Origin of the sequence: Cellulomonas aerilata (genome assembly GCF_007991755.1) — a bacterium.
GTDB lineage: Bacteria > Actinomycetota > Actinomycetes > Actinomycetales > Cellulomonadaceae > Pengzhenrongella > Pengzhenrongella aerilata.
The window spans coordinates 127,129-144,033 of the sequence record NZ_BJYY01000015.1; the positions used below are offsets into that span (position 1 = coordinate 127,129).

General features: G+C 75.2%; 16 protein-coding genes. 6 read left to right on the forward strand and 10 right to left on the reverse strand.

The features are described 5' to 3' along the window. Nucleotides 1–24: 24 nt before the first annotated feature. From CAE01nite_RS18790 to CAE01nite_RS12435, 3 genes are all read right to left on the reverse strand, one after another. Nucleotides 25–150 (reverse strand): hypothetical protein, encoded by a 126-nt coding sequence (locus CAE01nite_RS18790; protein WP_281285600.1) that lies wholly within the window; start codon nucleotides 148–150, stop codon nucleotides 25–27. A gap of 178 nt (nucleotides 151–328) precedes the next feature. Then, entirely contained in the window at nucleotides 329–790 is a 462-nt protein-coding gene (locus CAE01nite_RS12430; protein WP_146904923.1) for a hypothetical protein, read from the reverse strand. 140 nt (nucleotides 791–930) lie between these two features. Continuing rightward, entirely contained in the window at nucleotides 931–2,160 is a 1,230-nt protein-coding gene (locus tag CAE01nite_RS12435) for an Nramp family divalent metal transporter (protein WP_146905108.1), read from the reverse strand. Between the two features lie 293 nt (nucleotides 2,161–2,453). Here CAE01nite_RS12435 and CAE01nite_RS12440 point away from each other — a divergent pair, with 293 nt between their 5' ends. Beyond that, nucleotides 2,454–4,316 carry an ATP-binding SpoIIE family protein phosphatase gene (locus tag CAE01nite_RS12440; protein WP_186816576.1) on the forward strand — a complete coding sequence of 621 codons (1,863 nt, stop codon included), beginning with the start codon at nucleotides 2,454–2,456 and terminating at the stop codon, nucleotides 4,314–4,316. Nucleotides 4,317–4,356: 40 nt separating this feature from the next. Here CAE01nite_RS12440 and CAE01nite_RS18200 read toward each other — a convergent pair whose 3' ends face one another. The 3 genes from CAE01nite_RS18200 to CAE01nite_RS12455 form a co-directional block, all read right to left on the reverse strand. Beyond that, nucleotides 4,357–4,737 (reverse strand): DUF8691 family protein, encoded by a 381-nt coding sequence (locus CAE01nite_RS18200; RefSeq protein ID WP_186816577.1) that lies wholly within the window; start codon nucleotides 4,735–4,737, stop codon nucleotides 4,357–4,359. 5 nt (nucleotides 4,738–4,742) lie between these two features. After that, nucleotides 4,743–5,483 (reverse strand): hypothetical protein, encoded by a 741-nt coding sequence (locus CAE01nite_RS12450; RefSeq protein WP_186816578.1) that lies wholly within the window; start codon nucleotides 5,481–5,483, stop codon nucleotides 4,743–4,745. Nucleotides 5,484–5,650: 167 nt separating this feature from the next. After that, nucleotides 5,651–8,410 (reverse strand): winged helix-turn-helix domain-containing protein, encoded by a 2,760-nt coding sequence (locus tag CAE01nite_RS12455; RefSeq protein WP_146904929.1) that lies wholly within the window; start codon nucleotides 8,408–8,410, stop codon nucleotides 5,651–5,653. Between the two features lie 117 nt (nucleotides 8,411–8,527). On the opposite strand from CAE01nite_RS12455, the gene CAE01nite_RS12460 reads away from it, so the two are divergent. From CAE01nite_RS12460 to CAE01nite_RS12470, 3 genes are all read left to right on the forward strand, one after another. After that, nucleotides 8,528–9,067 (forward strand): hypothetical protein, encoded by a 540-nt coding sequence (locus CAE01nite_RS12460; RefSeq protein WP_146904932.1) that lies wholly within the window; start codon nucleotides 8,528–8,530, stop codon nucleotides 9,065–9,067. Nucleotides 9,068–9,199: 132 nt separating this feature from the next. After that, nucleotides 9,200–9,748 (forward strand): hypothetical protein, encoded by a 549-nt coding sequence (locus CAE01nite_RS12465; protein WP_146904935.1) that lies wholly within the window; start codon nucleotides 9,200–9,202, stop codon nucleotides 9,746–9,748. Nucleotides 9,749–9,847: 99 nt separating this feature from the next. Then, entirely contained in the window at nucleotides 9,848–10,240 is a 393-nt protein-coding gene (locus tag CAE01nite_RS12470; protein WP_146904938.1) for a hypothetical protein, read from the forward strand. A 15-nt stretch (nucleotides 10,241–10,255) separates the two neighbouring features. On the opposite strand, the gene CAE01nite_RS12475 is transcribed toward CAE01nite_RS12470, so the two are convergent. Genes CAE01nite_RS12475 through CAE01nite_RS12485 form a run of 3 tightly spaced genes read right to left on the reverse strand, consistent with a single transcriptional unit; the run spans nucleotide 10,256 to nucleotide 12,691 of the window. Beyond that, nucleotides 10,256–11,035, reverse strand: a complete 780-nt coding sequence (locus tag CAE01nite_RS12475) for a MerR family transcriptional regulator (RefSeq protein ID WP_146904940.1) — start codon at nucleotides 11,033–11,035, stop codon at nucleotides 10,256–10,258. A 43-nt stretch (nucleotides 11,036–11,078) separates the two neighbouring features. Then, complete coding sequence (locus tag CAE01nite_RS12480; RefSeq protein WP_146904942.1) at nucleotides 11,079–11,840, reverse strand: ABC transporter permease; 762 nt, start codon at nucleotides 11,838–11,840, stop codon at nucleotides 11,079–11,081. Then, nucleotides 11,837–12,691 carry an ABC transporter ATP-binding protein gene (locus tag CAE01nite_RS12485; protein WP_146904945.1) on the reverse strand — a complete coding sequence of 285 codons (855 nt, stop codon included), beginning with the start codon at nucleotides 12,689–12,691 and terminating at the stop codon, nucleotides 11,837–11,839. Before CAE01nite_RS12485 ends, CAE01nite_RS12480 begins: the two co-directional genes overlap by 4 nt. Before the next feature lie 249 nt (nucleotides 12,692–12,940). Here CAE01nite_RS12485 and CAE01nite_RS12490 point away from each other — a divergent pair, with 249 nt between their 5' ends. Next, the gene (locus tag CAE01nite_RS12490) at nucleotides 12,941–13,984 is read left to right on the forward strand and encodes a hypothetical protein (protein WP_222595919.1); all 1,044 of its coding nucleotides are present in this window, start codon (nucleotides 12,941–12,943) and stop codon (nucleotides 13,982–13,984) included. Nucleotides 13,985–14,050: 66 nt separating this feature from the next. On the opposite strand, the gene CAE01nite_RS12495 is transcribed toward CAE01nite_RS12490, so the two are convergent. Further along, nucleotides 14,051–14,893 carry a DUF2382 domain-containing protein gene (locus tag CAE01nite_RS12495; protein ID WP_146904951.1) on the reverse strand — a complete coding sequence of 281 codons (843 nt, stop codon included), beginning with the start codon at nucleotides 14,891–14,893 and terminating at the stop codon, nucleotides 14,051–14,053. Between the two features lie 365 nt (nucleotides 14,894–15,258). On the opposite strand from CAE01nite_RS12495, the gene CAE01nite_RS12500 reads away from it, so the two are divergent. Next, a complete protein-coding gene (locus CAE01nite_RS12500) occupies nucleotides 15,259–16,842 on the forward strand; it encodes a GGDEF domain-containing protein (protein WP_146904954.1) in 1,584 nt (527 codons plus the stop codon). Nucleotides 16,843–16,905: the final 63 nt, after the last annotated feature.

Consider the following 16,905-nt stretch of genomic DNA (forward strand, 5'->3'; position numbering starts at 1 on the left):
GCCGTGGCCTGCCCTGCTGCGGGGTCAGCCGAGACCGGCGGCGCCGGCCAGGCCCCCGACCATCACGAGCCCGAGCGACAGCCACGCCGCGACGACCCACCAGCGGTCGGTGGGCTCGTCCTGCGTCCGGTGTGCGTCGGGGTGGGCCATACCTCGACCATCGGCCGGTCGACGGTCGACCGCCAGGATCCCGGCGGGTGAGGTCGGCGGGCGGACGGGTGAATCTCTCGGAGGCCGACCGCGTCGCCGACACCGGCCACCGCGCCCCCTGCCGCGGTGCGGTCACCGGTCCAGTTGCGACCGCGGTCCGGTTCCGGCACCGGTCCGGTCACCCTGCCTGCTGCAGCCGCCCGCTGAGGTCGTCGATCGCGTCGGACAGCGTGCTGAGGGCCTCGGCCGCTCCGGCGTCCACTGAGCCGGCCGCCTCGTCCAGCTGGGCCTGCGCCTCCTGCAGCGCCTGCTCGGCCTCCGCGCGGGCGGCCTCCGGGTCCGATGCCGACTCCTCCAGCGCCGTGGTCGCCTCGTCGATCGCGTCCGTGGACGTCCGGACGGCGTCCTCGACGGCGGCGCGGGCGTCCGGGTCGATCCCCTCGAGGTCGGCGCGCACGTCGTCGATCGCCGAACGGGCGTCGTCGACGGCGGCGCGCGCGTCGTCGAGCGCGCCGCGTGCGTCGTCCGCCGCGGACCCGACGGACTCGCGCAGGTCGCCGAGGTCACCGCCGTCGGAGGAGCAGCCGGCCAGCACCAGGAGCGCCGCGAGGCCCAGCGACGCCGCACGTGGGTCGCGCATGTCCGTCTCCTCGCGCTCGGTCGGTCGGTCGGATGGTCGGTCGGGTGGTGCGTCGGTGGCCAGGGCGGCCCCTCCCATCTTCCCCCGCGCCCGCGCCCATGCCCACGGCTTCCCCTGCCGACGGCCCGGGTCCCGCGCGATCAGGCGGTGCCGGTGACGGTCAGCACGATGAGCGCCGCGTTGAGCGCGATGATCAGTGCCGCGATCGACCAGCAGGCGACCCGCAGCGCCGGACCGTCCACGTGGACGCCCATGACCGTGCGGTCGCCGGTGAGCCGGATCAGCGGGATCAGCGCGAACGGGATGCCGAAGCTCAGCAGCACCTGGCTGAGGACGAGCGCCCGGGTCGGCTCCAGCCCGGCGCCCAGGACGAGCAGGGCCGGGATCAGCGTGACGACGCGCCGGGCCAGCAACGGGAGTCGCAGCCGCAGGAGCCCGCCCATGATCGTGGCGCCGGCGTAGCAGCCGACCGAGGTGGACGCGAAACCCGACGCGAGCAGCCCGATCGCGAAGACCACCGCGACCACGGGTCCGAGGGCGTCGGCGATGGCCGCGTGGGCACCCTCGATGGTGTCCGTCCCCTCCCGACCCGGCAGGCTCGAGGCCGCCAGCAGGAGCATCGCGATGTTGACCGCCCCGGCGAAGAGGAGCGCGCCGACGACGTCGAGGCGGGTGACCCGGACGAGGCGCGCCAGGGTGGCGGGGTCCGTCTGGTGGCCGTGCCGGTCGCGCACCAGGGCCGAGTGCAGGTAGATCGCGTGCGGCATGACGGTCGCGCCGATCATGCTCGCGGCCAGCAGCACGGTGCCGGTGTCCTCCAGCCGCGGGACGAGGCCGGACAGGGCCGCGCCGGCGTCCGGCGGGTTGACGAACAGGCCGGTGAGGAAGCCGCCGGCGATCACCGCGAGCAGCGCCACGACCGCACCCTCGAACGGACGCTGACCACGGCTGGACTGCACGGCCAGCAGCAGCATGGAGGCGGCGCCGACCAGGACCCCGCCCGCCAGCAGCGGCAGACCGAACAGCAGGTGCAGGGCGACCGCGCCGCCGATGACCTCGGCGAGGTCGGTCGCCGCGGCCACCGCCTCGGCCTGCACCCAGTAGAGGCGCCGGGGTCGGGTGCGCATCCGGTGCCCGAGCAGCTCCGGCAGGCTGCGGCCCGTCACCAGCCCGAGCTTGGCGGACTGGTACTGCACGACGACCGCCATGGCGTTGGCCAGCACCAGGACCCACACGAGCCCGTAGCCGTACCGGGCGCCTGCCGTGAGGTTGGCGGCGACGTTGCCCGGGTCGACGTAGGCGACCGCCGCGACGAACGCCGGACCCAGCAGGACGAGTCGCGAGCGCGCGCCGGACCGGGCGCGAGGCAGGGGACGGCTGGGCGGGGGGGACTCGTCCACGCGGGTCACGTCGGCCTCCTCGATGCGGCGCCGCGCCGGAAGTTCGGACAGCCGAACTCTAGCGGTCGGGGGTCGCGCCGGGCAGCCGTCGGAGAGCCGTCGGGGCGGCGTGTCGGATCCGGGCCGGCTCCGGGGCGAGGGTCTTGCCCGAACCTTCCCGCGGTCCGCGCCCGGCGGTGATGATGGGTGCACGCCCGCCGGACGGGCGCCGTGCGGGACGGGGGGCGACGGTGCGCGGACGGAGCAGGGCACGTGACCCGTGGGTGAGCGCGCCGCCCGGTATCGAACGGGTGCGCCAGCTCGACCCACGACGCAAGCTCGCGGCGATCGGCCTCGGGGCGGCGGTCATCCCGCTGGCACTCATGGGGACGGCGCTCGCCTCGTTGGAGACGGTCAACGACGCCCACGCGGAGGCGGACCGCATCACCTCGGCCCAGGTGGACTTCATCCTCGCCGACATGGCCCACGACGCCATCCGCGGGGACGTCCTCGCCGTGCAGCAGGCTGACGGGCGCGAGCTCGCCCTCGCCCGGGAGGCGCTGGACCGGGACGTCACCACGTTCCGCAGCCTGCTGGCCAAGGTGGACGCCGCGGACCTTCCCCGGGAGGTCCGCGAGCCGCTGCGCGAGGTGCGCCCGATGCAGGAGGAGTACGCCGAGCACGCCCTGGAGTTCAACCGGGTGGCCGCCGTCGACCCGCCCGGCGCAGCGCGGCTGGCCGACGGTCTGGACGCCGAGTTCGCCGCCCTCACCGGACCGCAGGCTCTCGTCACCCAGGCGATGAGCAGCGAGGCGAACGCGGAGCAGCGCGAGGCCAGGCAGGCGGAGCGCACGGTGCGCACCGGCACCGTCGCCTCCGCGGCGGCCGCCTTCCTCGCCACCCTGGTGCTGGCCCTGATGCTGAACCGCCTCGGCGGACGGGTCGCTGCCGCGCTCGCCCGCGAGCGCGGCGCCGCGGAGCTGCTGCAGCACAGCCTCCTGCCCGACAGCCTCCCGGACGTGCCGGGGGTCGGGCTCGCCGCGCGCTACGTCCCGGCGTCCGTGGGCACCGAGGTGGGCGGGGACTGGTACGACGTCATCCACCTGCCCAGCGGCGAGGTGGGACTGGTCATGGGGGACGTCGTCGGGCACGACCTCGACGCGGCCGCGAGCATGGGCCAGCTGCGCGCCGGGCTGCGCGCGTGCGCGGCCGAGGGTGACGACCCGGGCTCCGTCCTGGAGCGGCTGAACCGGCTGTGCATGCACCAGGGTCTGGGCGGCATGGCGACCGTCATGTACGCCGTCCTGGACCCCGTGACCGCCGAGCTGCGGGTCGCCAGCGCGGGCCACTACCCGCCGCTGCTCGTCGGCGGCCACCACGGCGAGCTCGCCAGCCGGTACCTGGAGACCGAGCCGTGCCCCCCGGTCGGCGCCCTGCGCGAGGTGCGCTACCCCACCACGCGGTACCACCTGACCGCGGGCAGCGTGCTGGTCCTCTACACCGACGGCCTGGTCGAGCGCCGGGACGAGGCCGTCGACGCCGGGCTGGCCCTGCTGGAGCGGACGGTCGCCGACGTCGGGACGCAGGGGGACCTCGAGGTGCTGTGCGACCGGGTCCTGGCCGGGATGCTCGGGGGGCGTCCCGCCGCGGACGACGTCGCGCTGCTCGTCGTGTCCGCCCAGCGGGTGCTGGGCCCGCACCTGGACTTCATGCTGCCCGCGCAGGCGGAGCAGCTCTCCACCCTGCGGGCCGGCCTGGAGCGCTGGTTGACCGAGTCGGGGGCCACCGAGGAGGAGGTGTACGAGATCACGGTCGCCGTCTCGGAGGCCGCCACCAATGCGATCGAGCACGCCTACGGCCCGGGCCGGGCCGACATCCAGGTGGTCGCCGACCGCGACGACGGCGTGGTGGAGCTGGTGGTGCGGGACTGGGGCCGGTGGCGGGCGGCACGCGGGCGGGACCGCGGTCGCGGCATCTACCTCATGCGGGAGCTGATGGACGACGTGCAGGTCGCGCACGGCGACCGCGGGACCCAGGTCGTGCTGCGGCGACGGCTCGCCGCGCCGGTGCCGGAGGGCCGGGCGGCCGAGCCCGTCGCGGTGGAGGTGGGCACGGTGGAGGTGGGGACGTCCGGGCCGAGCGCCTGACGGGGGACCGGCGGCAGGCCCGGCGCGGGCCGACCCGCCGTCAGTCGTCCGGCCGCTCGTCGGCCGGCGTCGCGTAGCCCGGACACCCGGGTCGGCTCGACGTCGTCCACGGTGCCGCGTCGGTTGTGGCCCTGGTGGCCCGGGCCTCGGCGACCTCGGCCTCGGTGATCTCGGCCTCGGTGACGCGGACCCCGGTGACGCGGAGCTCGGTGAGGACGGCGCCGATGTCGCGCAGACCGGCGAGCACGCCGTGGAGCTGCGCCTGGTCCGCCACGGCGACGGTGAGGGTCGTGGTGCCGTCCACCTCCCGGGTCAGGTCCGGCTCCCCGAGCCGGCTGGACCAGTGGTCGTCGAGGTGGCCGTCGACGCGGATCGTGTACGTCGTCGGACCGGCCCCCACCCGGGTGCCCGCGTCGACCACGCCGGTCACCGGCCGGCGAGCGGTGCGTCGACCCGCGCGGCGGCCGACGCGCCGGTCGGCACGGCCCCGGCCACGACGTCCCGGACCACGGCCGGTACGGCGTCGCCCGCCACCGCTGCTGCGCGCTGGTCCCGCCACAGGCCCAGGCCGAGGCCCACGAGCGCGACGCCGGTCGGCACCGCGAACGGCCGGTTGAACGACTCGGGCAGCACCGACAGGGCGAGGGCGGAGGTGGTGCCGTACGCGAGCAGGAGGGACGCCCAGCGAGCCGCCACGCCGGCGCGGAAGAGCGCGACCCCGAAGAGCAGACCGCCCAGCGCGTAGCCGACCCCGGAGACGAGGAGGAGCTCCTGCATCGCGCCGATGTCGCCGCTCGGGCTGCCGCCGACGGCGACGTCGAGGACGTCCTGGACGTACCCGGGGTCCGACCGGGCGACCGTCGGCAGGACGTAGGCGACGATGCACTGGACGGCGAACAGGGCGAGGTAGCCGACCGTCAGCACCACGAAGCCGGTCAGCCCGACGACGCCCAGACGATCGCGGTGGCGCAGGAGCAGACCGGTGAGGCCGACCAGCGCCAGCGCGGCCATCAGCGCCTTCGCGGTCTCGCGGACCAGCATCTCGGTGCTGACGAGGTGGGCGACGTCGGCCGGCGGGTGGTCGACCTGCACGCCGATGAAGATGACGCCGGCGGCTGCGGCGCACAGGCCGGCGACCGCGGTGAGGCGGCGGCTCGTGAGGGTCATGGCGGGCTCCTGGTGCTCGGTGCCGGACGGGGTGCCCGGCGACGTCCCGGACGCTAGGGACGGACCTGGTGAGGCCGCGTCACCACCTGTGGTGACCGGGGTGGTGATCCCGGCCGGTGGTCCGGGCCTGTGCACCACCGGTGCCACTCCCGCTGGTGGTCCGGGCGTCACAGCAGCCCGAGGTCCTCCGCCCGGCGCACCGCGGCCCGCCGGGTGCTCACGCCGAGCTTGGTGAACACGTGCCGGGTGTGCGTGCGCAGCGTGTTCACCGAGACGAACAGCTGCCGCGCGATCTCCGGCCCGGTGAGCTCGGTCGCCAGCAGGCGCAGCACCTCCCGCTCCCGCTCGCTGAGCCCCTCGGGGGCCACGGTCGCGGCACCGCCGCCGGGACCGACCGGACCGACCGGTCCGACCGGACCGGCGGGTCCGGACGCCGCGGGTCGCCGACCGACGGCCAGCACGTGTCGGGCGTGCGTCCGGACGTCCGCCGCCGCCACGGCGGCGACCTGCTCGAGCAGCTCGACCACCGGCTGACCCTCGTCGAGGAACAGGCGGCGATGACCCGTCGGCACGCCGAGGGTCAGCGCCGCCGCGAGGTCGGCGCCGGCCGCGTGCGCGTCGCCGTGGGCGCGGTGGGCGAGCGCGCGCACCAGCAGCGCCTCGACCACGCTGCCGCCGCGCGTGGCTGCGCGAGCCGCGGCCAGCACCCGGTCGACCAGGTCCAGCGCGGGTCCCGCCTGGCGCTCGGCGACGAGCAGGCGGGCCAGCGTCAGCGCGTCGTGCTCGCCCAGGTACGTCACCGGGTCGTGGGGCGTGACGCCGCGCTCGACTGCCCACGCCCGGGCGTCCGCAGTCCGGCCCTGGGCCAGGCGCACCCGCGCCCGGGTCGCGGCGATCGGCCGCACGTCGGGGAAGTACCCGGGCAGGTAGAGCGGCTCGGCCCGGTCCAGCATCGCGACGGCGCCGTCCAGGTCGCCCGTGGCCCGCAGCAGCGCGGCCGTCGCGGTGTACCAGCGGTGCCGGTTCTCCGGCAGCGACGCGGCGTCGCCCAGCCGTCGGGCCGCCTCCAGGTGTCGCGCGGCCGCCTCCAGGTCGCCCTGCTCGCGCAGCACGTCGGCGAGGCCGACGTGCAGGTCGCCCGTGGTGGGCAGGACCGGTCCGGGGTGCGTCTGCGCTGCCGCGAGCGCACGCTCGTACCGCCGCCGAGCCTCGTCCGGGCGTCCCCGCGCGAGCCACAGGGTGGCCAGCACGACGGTCGCGCCCAGCTCGTCCGCCACCATGCCGGCCGCGCCGAGGCCGGCCACGGCCTGGCCGAAGGTGTCCACGGCGGTGTCGAGGTCCCCCGCGGCCCAGGCGGCGAGTCCGACGAAGCCCGCGGCGGCGGCGCGAGGGAAGTGGTCCTCCGGTCCGGCCAGCCCCAGCGCCCGACGGGCGTGACCGACCGTGCCGTCGACGTCGCCACGGGCCTGGGCCACGGAGGCGCGGTAGACGGCGATCATCGCGGGGAGGGAGCGGATCTCGTCGTCGCGGTCGTGGGCAGCCCGGGCGAGCGGGCCGGTGGCCGGGACGGACGACGGCGGCGCGGCCCCCAGGCCGGTCTCGGCGGCGTCGAGCCACGCCTCCACCGCGTCGACGTCGCCCGCGGCGAGCCGGCTCCACGCCACGAAGGTGCAGAGCAGCGGCCGGCGCCGGACGACGTCCTCGGGCAGCGCGCCCAGCCAGGCGCGCAGGGTCCGGTCCTGACGGCGCCGGCGCAGGTCGGGCACGGTCAGCTCGACCAGGTCGGCGGCGTGCTCGTGGTCACCGCTCGCGATCGCGTGGTGGACGGCGTCGACGGCGAACCCGTTCGCGGCGAGCCACCGGGCAGCGGCGGCATGGAGGCGGGGAGCCGGGTCGCCGTGCGTGGCGGCCAGACGCGCGCGCAGCGCGTCCGCGAACAGGTGGTGGTACCGGTACCACCGGCGCTCGTCGTCGAGCGGGACGAGGAACAGGTTCTCCCGCTCGAGCACCTCCAGGGCCGCCCGGCCGTCGGACCGGCCGGTCACCGCGTCGCAGAGGTCGCCGGTCAGCGCGTCGAGGACGCAGGTGTCGAGCAGGAACGCGCGCACGTCGTCCGGCTGCCGGTCCAGGACCTCCTCGACGAGGTAGTCCAGGACGAAGCGGTGGCTCCCGGAGAAGGCGTGGACGAAGCCCGCGACGTCCCCGGTCCCGTCGACGGCACGTGTCCGGGCGGACAGCGCCGCGAGCTGGAGCCCGGCCGCCCAGCCCTCGGTCCGGGCCTCCAGCGCCGCCACGAGCGGGGGCTCCAGCCGCAGACCCATCACGTCGGCGAGGAAGGTCCCCGCCTCGTCGGACGTGAACCTCAGGTCCGCGGCACGGACCTCCACCAGCTCGCCGCGCGCGCGCAGTCGCGCCAGCGGCAACGCCGGGTCGGCCCGCGTGGTCATCGCCAGCGTCACCTGCGGCGGCAGGTTGTCCACGAGGAAGGCCAGCGCCCGGTGGACGTCGGCGTCGTCGATCACGTGGTAGTCGTCCAGCGCCACCACCGTGGGGCCGGGGAGCAGGTCGAGGTCGTCGACCAGGCTGACCAGGACGGCCTCCACCGGTGCGGGTCCACCGGTCGCCAGCAGCGCGAGCGCGTCGCTCCCGACCCCGGGAGCCGCCACCTGGATCGCGGCGACGAGGTGGCTGAGGAAAGGGCGGGGGTCGGAGTCCGCGGCGTCCAGCGCGAGCCACGCCACGCGCGCGGGCGACCCCGCCAGCCACTGCGTCAGCAGCGTGGTCTTGCCGAAGCCGGCCGGTGCGGCGACGAGGACCAGCCGAGGCATCGGTCCGTCCTCGGTGGGCAGCCGCTCGACCAGCCGCGGGCGCTCGACCAGCCGGCGACGGGGCGCGGGCAGGTGCAGCTTGGTGCCCAGAGCCGGCATCGGCCCAGCGTAGGGCCGCCGACGAGGTCTCCACGGCGCGGGACGGCGGGCATGTCGGTGGCGGGGTGGAGGGTGTGAGCGTCACAGAGGACCCGCAGCCTGCGCCACGGAGGAGCCATGCCTGAGCACCTGATGTGCACGGACCGTGCGGTGATTTCCGCGTACGGCGCCGCCGACGACGCCTACGTCACCTGGCTGGACGACGTCACCGACCAGCTCCGTGACCTGGGGGCCGACCCCGCCGCGGTGCGCGCGTTCTACTCCCACGACGGCTACACCACCATCGAGGTGCCGGTGATCGACCCGGCGCCCGTCGGGTGGATGGTGCACCCGGGCGGTACGGAGATGTGCCCGCTGCCAGGCGCCGCGGGACAGGGGGCACGCGAGTGGCTGGACCGCTGGGAGACCCACCCGGAGCCGATCCGCGTCCTGGTGGCCCACGGCCTGCCGCCGCTGGCGTACACGCCTGGGGACGCCGGGCGTCCCGGAGCCTTCGCCCGCCCGATCGAGGTGGTCTTCGACGACGTCGTGCTGGTGACCACCGGCGTGGCCGACCGGTTCCAGGGCCGCGTCGGGCCCGCATGGAGCCCGATCCCCGGGGCGCTGCTGGACGCGATCCTCGTCGAGCACGGGGAGGCGCCCACCGTGGCCGCCTGACGCCGGCGCCGAGCGTCCGGTCGGCCCGTCGGTCGGTCGGCCCGTCGGTCGGTCGTCCGGCCCGTCGGTCGGCCGGCCCGGTCGGCCCCTCAGCGGCCGGCCTGCCGTCGGCCCCTCGGCCATACTGCGCGCATGCCCCCTGGTCAGCGTCCGGGCGTCGCGGCGGCCGCCGCGGCGACCCTGCTCCTCGTCGCGGGATGCGCCGGGTCGGTGGAGGACCAGGCCCGGCGCGAGCTCGAGGCTGCCGCGCGGGAGGTGCACGGGGCGGCGGTCCTCTGGGTGGCGTCCTCGCCCGACCTGTCCGCCCGGGTGACGCTGGAGGAGCTGCAGTCGTCCGGCGACCTGACCGGCGGCGGCCGGGTCGAGCGGGCGGACGGCGGGGTGCTCGTCGTGACCCGCCCGATCGGCGTCCAGGTGGAGCGCGGGGGTGGCCTGCTCGCCGAGGACGCCAGTGCCGGCGCCTGCCTGCGGGTGACCATGTCGGGCCCGGACGGCGACGACCTCGGCCGGGTGCGCACCGAGGCGGTCCCGTGCCCGGACGGCCTCGTGCCGACGACGGGGGCCGGCGGCCAGGCCGACGTCGTCGACCTGGACCTCGGCGTGCTCGACGACGTCGTCGACGACGGGGACCGGCAACCCGGCACCTGCTTCGGCACGACCGGTGACTGCGCCGGGGGATGAGCGGCGCGCAGGTCGTACGACCAAGGTCTCGTTGATCCGTCGAGCGGACCGGGGCGACAGTCGAGAGGACACCGGCGCAGCACGGAGGGACGGATGAACATGAGCGACATCGTCCGGGACCCGACCGACGAGCTCGTCGTGTTCGCCGTGCCCCAGGAGGCGATGCAGCTCCGGCCGGACCTGCGGGACGACTACTGCTACTGGCCGATGGTGTCCACCATCGCGGCCCAGAGCCCGTTGCCGCTCCTCGGGCCGGTCCACGAGCCGACCTACCAGTACATGACCCGTCCGGACGACCTGCACGGGATCGAGCTGCGGCACCCCTGCGCCCGGTGCCGCGCCTCGGTCGAGCGTGCGGCGCAGGCGCTCGCCGGCGTGGAGCCCGGGACCCTGGGCATCTGCGTGGCGCAGTGCGTCGTCGTCTACCTGCGGGACATCCAGACCCTCGACGGCCGCTTCTCGCCGATCATGCGGCTCGCCGACACGGTGTAGCCGGCGGCAGCCCGGTCAGCTCGGCGCCTGCGGCACCCGCTCCAGCCGGGTCCACCGTGCCCAGCCACGCTCCCGCAGGAGGTCCCGCAGCCGCTGCGTCCGGGGGTCGGTCTCGACGGCCAGCGCGTCCAGGAGGTCGAAGGGCAGGTCGTCCAGGCCCTCCTCGCCCAGGTCGACCGCGCCGGCCGCCTCTGCCTCGTCGGCGAGATCGGCCATGAGGTCGGCCGCCTCCTGCAGGCGCGGGTCGTCGTGGGCGTCGCCCTCGAAGATCGCCGACAGGACGAGGTACAGCCGGACCACCCGCGGGTCGTCGAGCTGCGCGAGCTTCTCGGGCAGCCACTCGTGGATCGCCTCGGGCCAGCGCGCCGCGACGAGGATCCAGCCGTCCCGCTCACCCTCGACCATCCGCTCCGACACGCCGAGCTCCCGGAGCCGGTCGAGGTACCGGAGCGCGTCGGGGGGCAGCGCCAGGCTGTCCCCGGCGGCGAGCTGCGCGATGTGCTTGCGGCTGGTCTCCAGACGCTCGATCTCCGCCAGCAGGCGGGCGTCGATGCTCTCGACGGCCGCGGCGAAGCCCGACGCGTCCGCCTCGAGCATGGCGCCGATCTGGGAGAGCGGGACGCCGGCGTCCGCGAGGGTCCGGACCTTGATCAGCGCCACGACCGCCGTCGCGCCGTACCGCCGGTAGCCCGACGCGTCCCGCTCCGGCTCGGCCAGCAGCCCGATCTGGTGGTAGTGCCGCACCGCCCGCACGGTGACGCCGGCGTACGCCGCCAGTTGACCGATCGTCAGCATGACCCGATCCTGCCCGGACTCGCCCTGGCGCTGTCGAGGCCGGTCAGGCGATCCGGCGCCGGTAGGCCAGGTCGGCGAGCACGTAGGCGACGACCAGGATGCCCACGCACCAGGCGAGCGCGGTCCAGATGCCGGTGCCGACCGGTTGCCCGGTGAGCAGGTCGCGGATCGCGTCGACGATCGCGGTCACCGGCTGGTGCTCGGCGAACCAGCGCACCGGCCCCGGCATGGTGGCCGTGGGGACGAACGCGGAGCTGATGAACGGCAGGAGGATGAGCGGGTAGGAGAACACGCTCGCGCCGTCCACGCTCGTCGCCGTGAGCCCGGGGATGACGGCGATCCAGGTCAGCGCCACCGTGAACAGGGCCAGGATGCCGGTCACGGCCAGCCAGCCCGACACCCCCGCGCCCGAGCGGAAGCCCATGAGGAGGGCGACGCCGACGACGACCACGAGCGAGATTAGGTTGGCGACCAGCGAGGTCAGCACGTGCGCCCACAGGACCGAGGAGCGGGCGATGGGCATGGCGTGGAATCGCTCGAAGATGCCGCTCGTCGTGTCGAGGAAGAGCCGGTACGCGGTGTACGAGATTCCCGACGCGACGGTGATCAGCAGGATCCCGGGCAGCAGGTAGGTGACGTAGGAGTCGGTCCCGGTCTCGATCGCGCCACCGAGGACGTAGACGAACAGCAGCATGAAGGCGATCGGCATGACGACGGTCGTGATGATCGTGTCCGGGCTGCGAGCGATGTGGCGGAGGGACCGCCCCAGGAGGGCGGCGGTGTCCTGGACGACGTGCGTGGTCACGGTCGCTCCCCGGGGGTCGTGAGGTCGTCGGACGTGCGGGTGCCGGGGTCGTCTCGGTGGGCGTGGCCGCTCGCGTCGGCTCCGACGACAGCGAGGAAGACGTCCTCGAGGGTCGGCTGCTTCTCGACGTACTCCACCTCGGCGGGCGGCAGCAGCCTCCGGAGCTCGGCCAGCGTGCCGTTCACCGTGATCCGGCCCTCGTGGAGGATCGCGATCCGGTCGGCGAGCTGCTCGGCCTCGTCGAGGTGCTGGGTGGTGAGCAGCACGGTGGTGCCGCCCCGGGCGAGCTCGCTGACCGCACGCCACACCTCGATGCGCGCCTGGGGGTCGAGCCCGGTGGTCGGCTCGTCGAGGAAGATCACCGGTGGGTCCCCGACGAGGCTCATCGCGAGGTCCAGGCGGCGGCGCATGCCGCCGGAGTACGTGGCCACCCGCCGGGTGCCCGCCTCCGCCAGCGAGAACCGCCGGAGCAGGTCGTCGGCGACGACCCCGGGGTCGGTGACGTGGCGCAGCCTCGCCATGAGGACGAGGTTCTCGCGCCCGGTGAGGATCTCGTCGACGGCTGCGAACTGCCCGGTGAGGCTGATCGACCCGCGGACCTCGGCCCCCTGGGTCGCGACGTCGAAGCCGTTCACCCGGGCGGTCCCCCCGTCGGCCCTCAGGAGCGTGCTCAGGATCTTGATGACCGTGGTCTTCCCTGCCCCGTTCGAGCCGAGGAGGGCGACGATGCTGCCGCGTGCCACGTCGAGGTCCACGCCCCGGAGCACGGTCAGGTCTCGGTACGACTTGGTCAGCCCACGCAGGAGGACGGCGGGCTCGTGCACCCCGTGGGGTGTCGGTGCGGTGCTCATGGCAGCCAGCGTGGAGGGTTGACGCTGCGTCAGGGTCAAGGCCGCTCTCGACCTGATCTTCCGCGCGCAGGCTCGCCGGATGCCGGTGCCGGTGCCGGTGCCGGTGCCGGTGCTGACGGCGCCGTGGCGCTGCACCGTCCGGGCTCGACCACAAGGACTAGGCCGCACGTCCAGTAGGCGACGAGCGGCCGCACGACCAGGGTGGACGCTGCCAGGGCTTCCTGGCCCTCAGCCCGTCCTGGAGATCACATGCTCACGTCCCAACGCTGGCGGCGATGTGTCGCCTTCGTCTGCGCCGCCCTCATCGCCCCGCTGGCCGTCGTCGGCCTGGCCGGCCCCGCACAGGCCAAGAAGGGCGGCGCGTGCGACGGCGCCGGGTGGTCGATCGTCAACCTCGCGACCGGGTCGACCGTCGTGGCGGGCACGGACGTCGAGCGCACCGTGTCCGCCGACCTCCTCGGCCCGGGCACGTTCGGGGTCCGTGGCCGGTACGTGGGCTACGACGTCCGGCTGACCGACTTCGCCGTCCTGGACTATGGCTTCACCGGGGCTGCGAGCCGCGCGGACATGACCGGCGGCCGGCCGACGCCCGTCTTCGCGAGCAAGGTGCCGGACCACCGCGGCCTGTCGCTCTCGAGCGCGGTCGAGATCACGCTCGACGACGAGGTCCTCGAGCTGGGCCGCAGCGGCAGCGGGCTCTCGATGAAGATCCAGTCCAAGGACTGCGCCCAGGGTGGGATTTTCCAGATGGAGCCCGAGCGTGGTGACGGGACCGCGACGCGGATCACGCACACGCTGGCGACGTCCGCCGACCCCGCGCTCCAGCCCTTCTACTTCGACAACCCGAGGTTCCGGGCCCGGGTCGGGGAGTTCCTCGGCTCGGCGTGCACGAGCGCCCTCACCGGCCCGCCCAGCCAGTTCTGCGTCCAGGTCAGCACGCGCGTCAACATCGCGAACGACTTCTCGCCCGCCTTCGTGGCGCGGGACAGCGCCCAGGTCGCGGACCGCGTCCCGCAGCCGGAGTGCACCACCGCGGTCCCGGTGGAGCCGAGCGTGCAGCACTGCGGCGGGGTGTCCGTGTGGGACGTCGCCAGCGGCGGCCGCATGGGCTTCGTCTCCGGCGAGGACGCCGTCGAGGTCGCCAACCCGCCGACGGAGTGCGTGTCCGACTGCCAGGCGCAGAACCAGGTGCGGGGCCGGCTCGCGGTCCTCGGGTTCCCCTTCCCGGTCCCGGACGGCAGCAGGCTCGTGCCCCGCACGGCCAGCGCTGCGCTGCCGCCGCTCGTGCCGTAGCCCGACCCGCACGACGACGGCCCACGCCCGCCCGGTCCTCCCGGGCGGGTGTGGGCCGTCGGCACGTCACAGCCCGGTGGTGCCGCGGCGCGTGTCCGCGTCGCCCCCGAGCTCGATCTGCTCCTTGCGGACGTCCTCGGTGACCGTCTCGGTCTCCGTGACGACGTCGGTGTCGAGGCGCACGCGCTCGACCGGGACGGTCTCCTTGTCGACGACGGGGCGCTCCTCGGTGAGGACCACCTCGTGCTCCTCCTCGCTGATCGCCGGGCCGGAGAGGGCGTCGCCGACGTTCGCGTCGGTGATCGGCTCGCGCTCGAGCCGCACCTCCTCCCGGCTGACCGGGACGGTGACGGTCTCCTGCTCGGTGACGACGTACTTGCGCAGCCGCGCCCGCCCGGTCGCCACCCGCTCGGTCCCGACGTGCAGCCGCTCCTCCGAGCGCGTCATCGCGCTGTCGGTGGTCGGGCCCGACGTGTCGTGGCCGACCGTCCCGTGCTGGTTGACGGCCGTGGCGTCGCCGTAGCCCGCGGTCCCGGTCCCGGTCGAGGTCGTGCCGTGACGGGTGTCGTCGGCGTCCACCCCTCCCGTGTCGTCGAGGCCGTAGTACCGGTAGAGCTCGGCCTCCTCGGCCTCGGACAGGTGACCGCTGGAGTCGGCGACGCGGGGAGCGCCCTTGACGGTCGACTTGTCGTAGGGCACGACGACCTCGTCCCCGCGGACCGAGGCCTGACCGAGCGGGACGAACGACTCCCCGGTCCCGAACAGTCCGGTGGTGACGGTGACCCACTCCGGGTCGCCGGTCCGGTCGTCCAGGAAGACCTGGCTGACCTTGCCGATCGAGGCCCCGTCGTCCCCGACGACGGTGCCGCCGGACGTGAGCAGGTTCTGGATCTCGCTGGTGCTGATCATGGTGCCTCTCCGCTGTGGTCCCGGTGCGTGGCGAGCCCTGCCCGCCCTCGTCCACGAAGACCCCTCGGCGTCTCGGGCATGACGACGGGCCGGGGCGGCAGCCGGGCACCGTCCCGCGCCGGCGTGCTGGTCACGGCGCCGACGAGCACGTCGAGGTGCCGTCCGCCTCGCGTCATGCCCGCAGCGCCTAGGCGTCGGCCGGCCCCCATGCGTGCCGGGGCACCGGTCCGGGTCGCGCCCGGACCTGCGGGGTGCCCGCGCCACCGGCCACGACGAGGCGGGAGCAGACACCGCAAGTCCTCGCCGGTGCTGCCGATGGGCCCGGCATGAGCGGAGCGGTGCCCGTGCGGCCAGAGGGCGGAGCCATGTCCCGGCGACCCCTCGCCGCCGTGGCGGTCGGGGTCGGCGCGGCGTTCGGCGTCCTCCTCGTGCTGCTCGAGGCGGTCGCCGTGCCGCGAGCGCTCGTCCTGGCCGTCGACGACGGCGCCCAGCTGGCGGCGGTCGCCGGGGCGGCGCTCGCGTGCGCCCGCGCCGCACGCCGCGAGGGGCAGCCACGGCGCCGGGAGTGGCTGCTGCTGGCGGCGGGACTGGGCTGCTGGACCGCGGGGCAGGTCCTGTGGACCATCGAGGAGGTCGTGCTCGGCCGTGAGGTGCCGTTCCCGTCGTGGCCGGACGCCGGCTTCCTCGGCTTCACGTGCCTGGCCTCCATCGGGCTGTTCGGCTGGCTCCGCGGCGGGCACCGGGCCGCCGCGCGGTGGCGGGACATCCTCGACGGCGCCGTCATCGCCACCTCGCTGCTGGCGGTCTCGTGGGTGACGGTCCTCTCCGCCGGCACCGCCGGCGCCGACGACCTCTTCACGCTCGCGCTCTCCCTCGCGTACCCGGTGGGCGACGTCGTCATGGCGACCCTGGTGCTGCTCACCCTGTCCCGGGTGGCCCCGGTCGAGCGAGCCACCCTGGTCCTGCTCGCCACCGGCCTCGGCGGACTGGCCCTGGCCGACAGCGCGTACGTGTACCTCGTGATCACGGGCCGGTACGGGTCCGGCGACCTCCTCAGCGCCGGCTGGGTCACCGGGTTCCTGCTCATCGCCGCTGCTGCCCGGTGCACCAGCGACGCGGACCAGGGGCCCACGGCCGCCCCACCCGCGACCGCGGTCGGCATGCAGTCCGGGGCCCTTCTCGCACTGCCCTACGTCCCCCTGGCCGTGGCCGGGGTGGTCGTCGTCCACGAGCAGGTGGACGTGCCGGGTGCGGCGTCGGCCGAGCTCGGCCTGGGCATCCTCCTCGTGCTGCTGGTCCTCGGTCGCCAGCTCGTGGCCCTCGGCGAGAACCGGAGCCTCGTCGCGGCGCTGCAGCGGGCGCACGACGACGTCCGGCGTCAGTCCATGCACGACTCGCTCACGGGACTGGCGAACCGGGTGCTGTTCAACGATCGACTCGAGCACGCGCTCGCGGTTGAGCGGGACGCACCGGCCGGGAGCCCGCAGAACGGTCCCGGCGCCGGCGCCACGGTGAGCGTCCTGTACTGCGATCTCGACGGCTTCAAGGCGGTCAACGACGAGCACGGCCACGACCTCGGCGACGAGCTGCTCCGTCAGGTCGCCGCCCGGCTGCTGGCCCAGCTGGGCCCGGGCGACACGGTCGCCCGGCTGGGCGGCGACGAGTTCGCCGTCCTCCTGGAGGCCTCGACGGACCCGCTCTTCGTCGCGGAGCGACTCGTCGACGCGGTGCGTCGCCCGTTCCAGCTCGCCGGACGGCGCGCCGTGGTGTCGCTGAGCGTCGGTGTGGCGTCGGTGACCGCCTCGGACGGGCTCACGAGTACCCCGTCCCTCCCGGTGTCCCGCCAGCTGCTGCGGGACGCCGACCGTGCGATGTACGCGGCGAAGTCGGCGGGCAAGGGGAGGGCCATGGTCGCCGAGCACGTCCGACCGGCCGTCGCCGGCAGCTGACGGGGACGTCCGGCCACGCGACCGGCGCGAGCACCTGCGGACGTGCGGGGAACCCCGCACGCG

Coding starts and splice junctions, on each gene's coding strand:
- CAE01nite_RS18790 (WP_281285600.1), bottom strand. CDS start 150: ATGGCCCACCCCGACGCACACCGGACGCAGGACGAGCCCACCGACCGC.
- CAE01nite_RS12430 (WP_146904923.1), bottom strand. CDS start 790: ATGCGCGACCCACGTGCGGCGTCGCTGGGCCTCGCGGCGCTCCTGGTG.
- CAE01nite_RS12450 (WP_186816578.1), bottom strand. CDS start 5,483: ATGACCCTCACGAGCCGCCGCCTCACCGCGGTCGCCGGCCTGTGCGCC.
- CAE01nite_RS12455 (WP_146904929.1), bottom strand. CDS start 8,410: ATGCCGGCTCTGGGCACCAAGCTGCACCTGCCCGCGCCCCGTCGCCGG.
- CAE01nite_RS12460 (WP_146904932.1), top strand. CDS start 8,528: ATGCCTGAGCACCTGATGTGCACGGACCGTGCGGTGATTTCCGCGTAC.
- CAE01nite_RS12465 (WP_146904935.1), top strand. CDS start 9,200: ATGCCCCCTGGTCAGCGTCCGGGCGTCGCGGCGGCCGCCGCGGCGACC.
- CAE01nite_RS12470 (WP_146904938.1), top strand. CDS start 9,848: ATGAGCGACATCGTCCGGGACCCGACCGACGAGCTCGTCGTGTTCGCC.
- CAE01nite_RS12475 (WP_146904940.1), bottom strand. CDS start 11,035: ATGCTGACGATCGGTCAACTGGCGGCGTACGCCGGCGTCACCGTGCGG.
- CAE01nite_RS12485 (WP_146904945.1), bottom strand. CDS start 12,691: ATGAGCACCGCACCGACACCCCACGGGGTGCACGAGCCCGCCGTCCTC.
- CAE01nite_RS12490 (WP_222595919.1), top strand. CDS start 12,941: ATGCTCACGTCCCAACGCTGGCGGCGATGTGTCGCCTTCGTCTGCGCC.
- CAE01nite_RS12495 (WP_146904951.1), bottom strand. CDS start 14,893: ATGATCAGCACCAGCGAGATCCAGAACCTGCTCACGTCCGGCGGCACC.
- CAE01nite_RS12500 (WP_146904954.1), top strand. CDS start 15,259: ATGTCCCGGCGACCCCTCGCCGCCGTGGCGGTCGGGGTCGGCGCGGCG.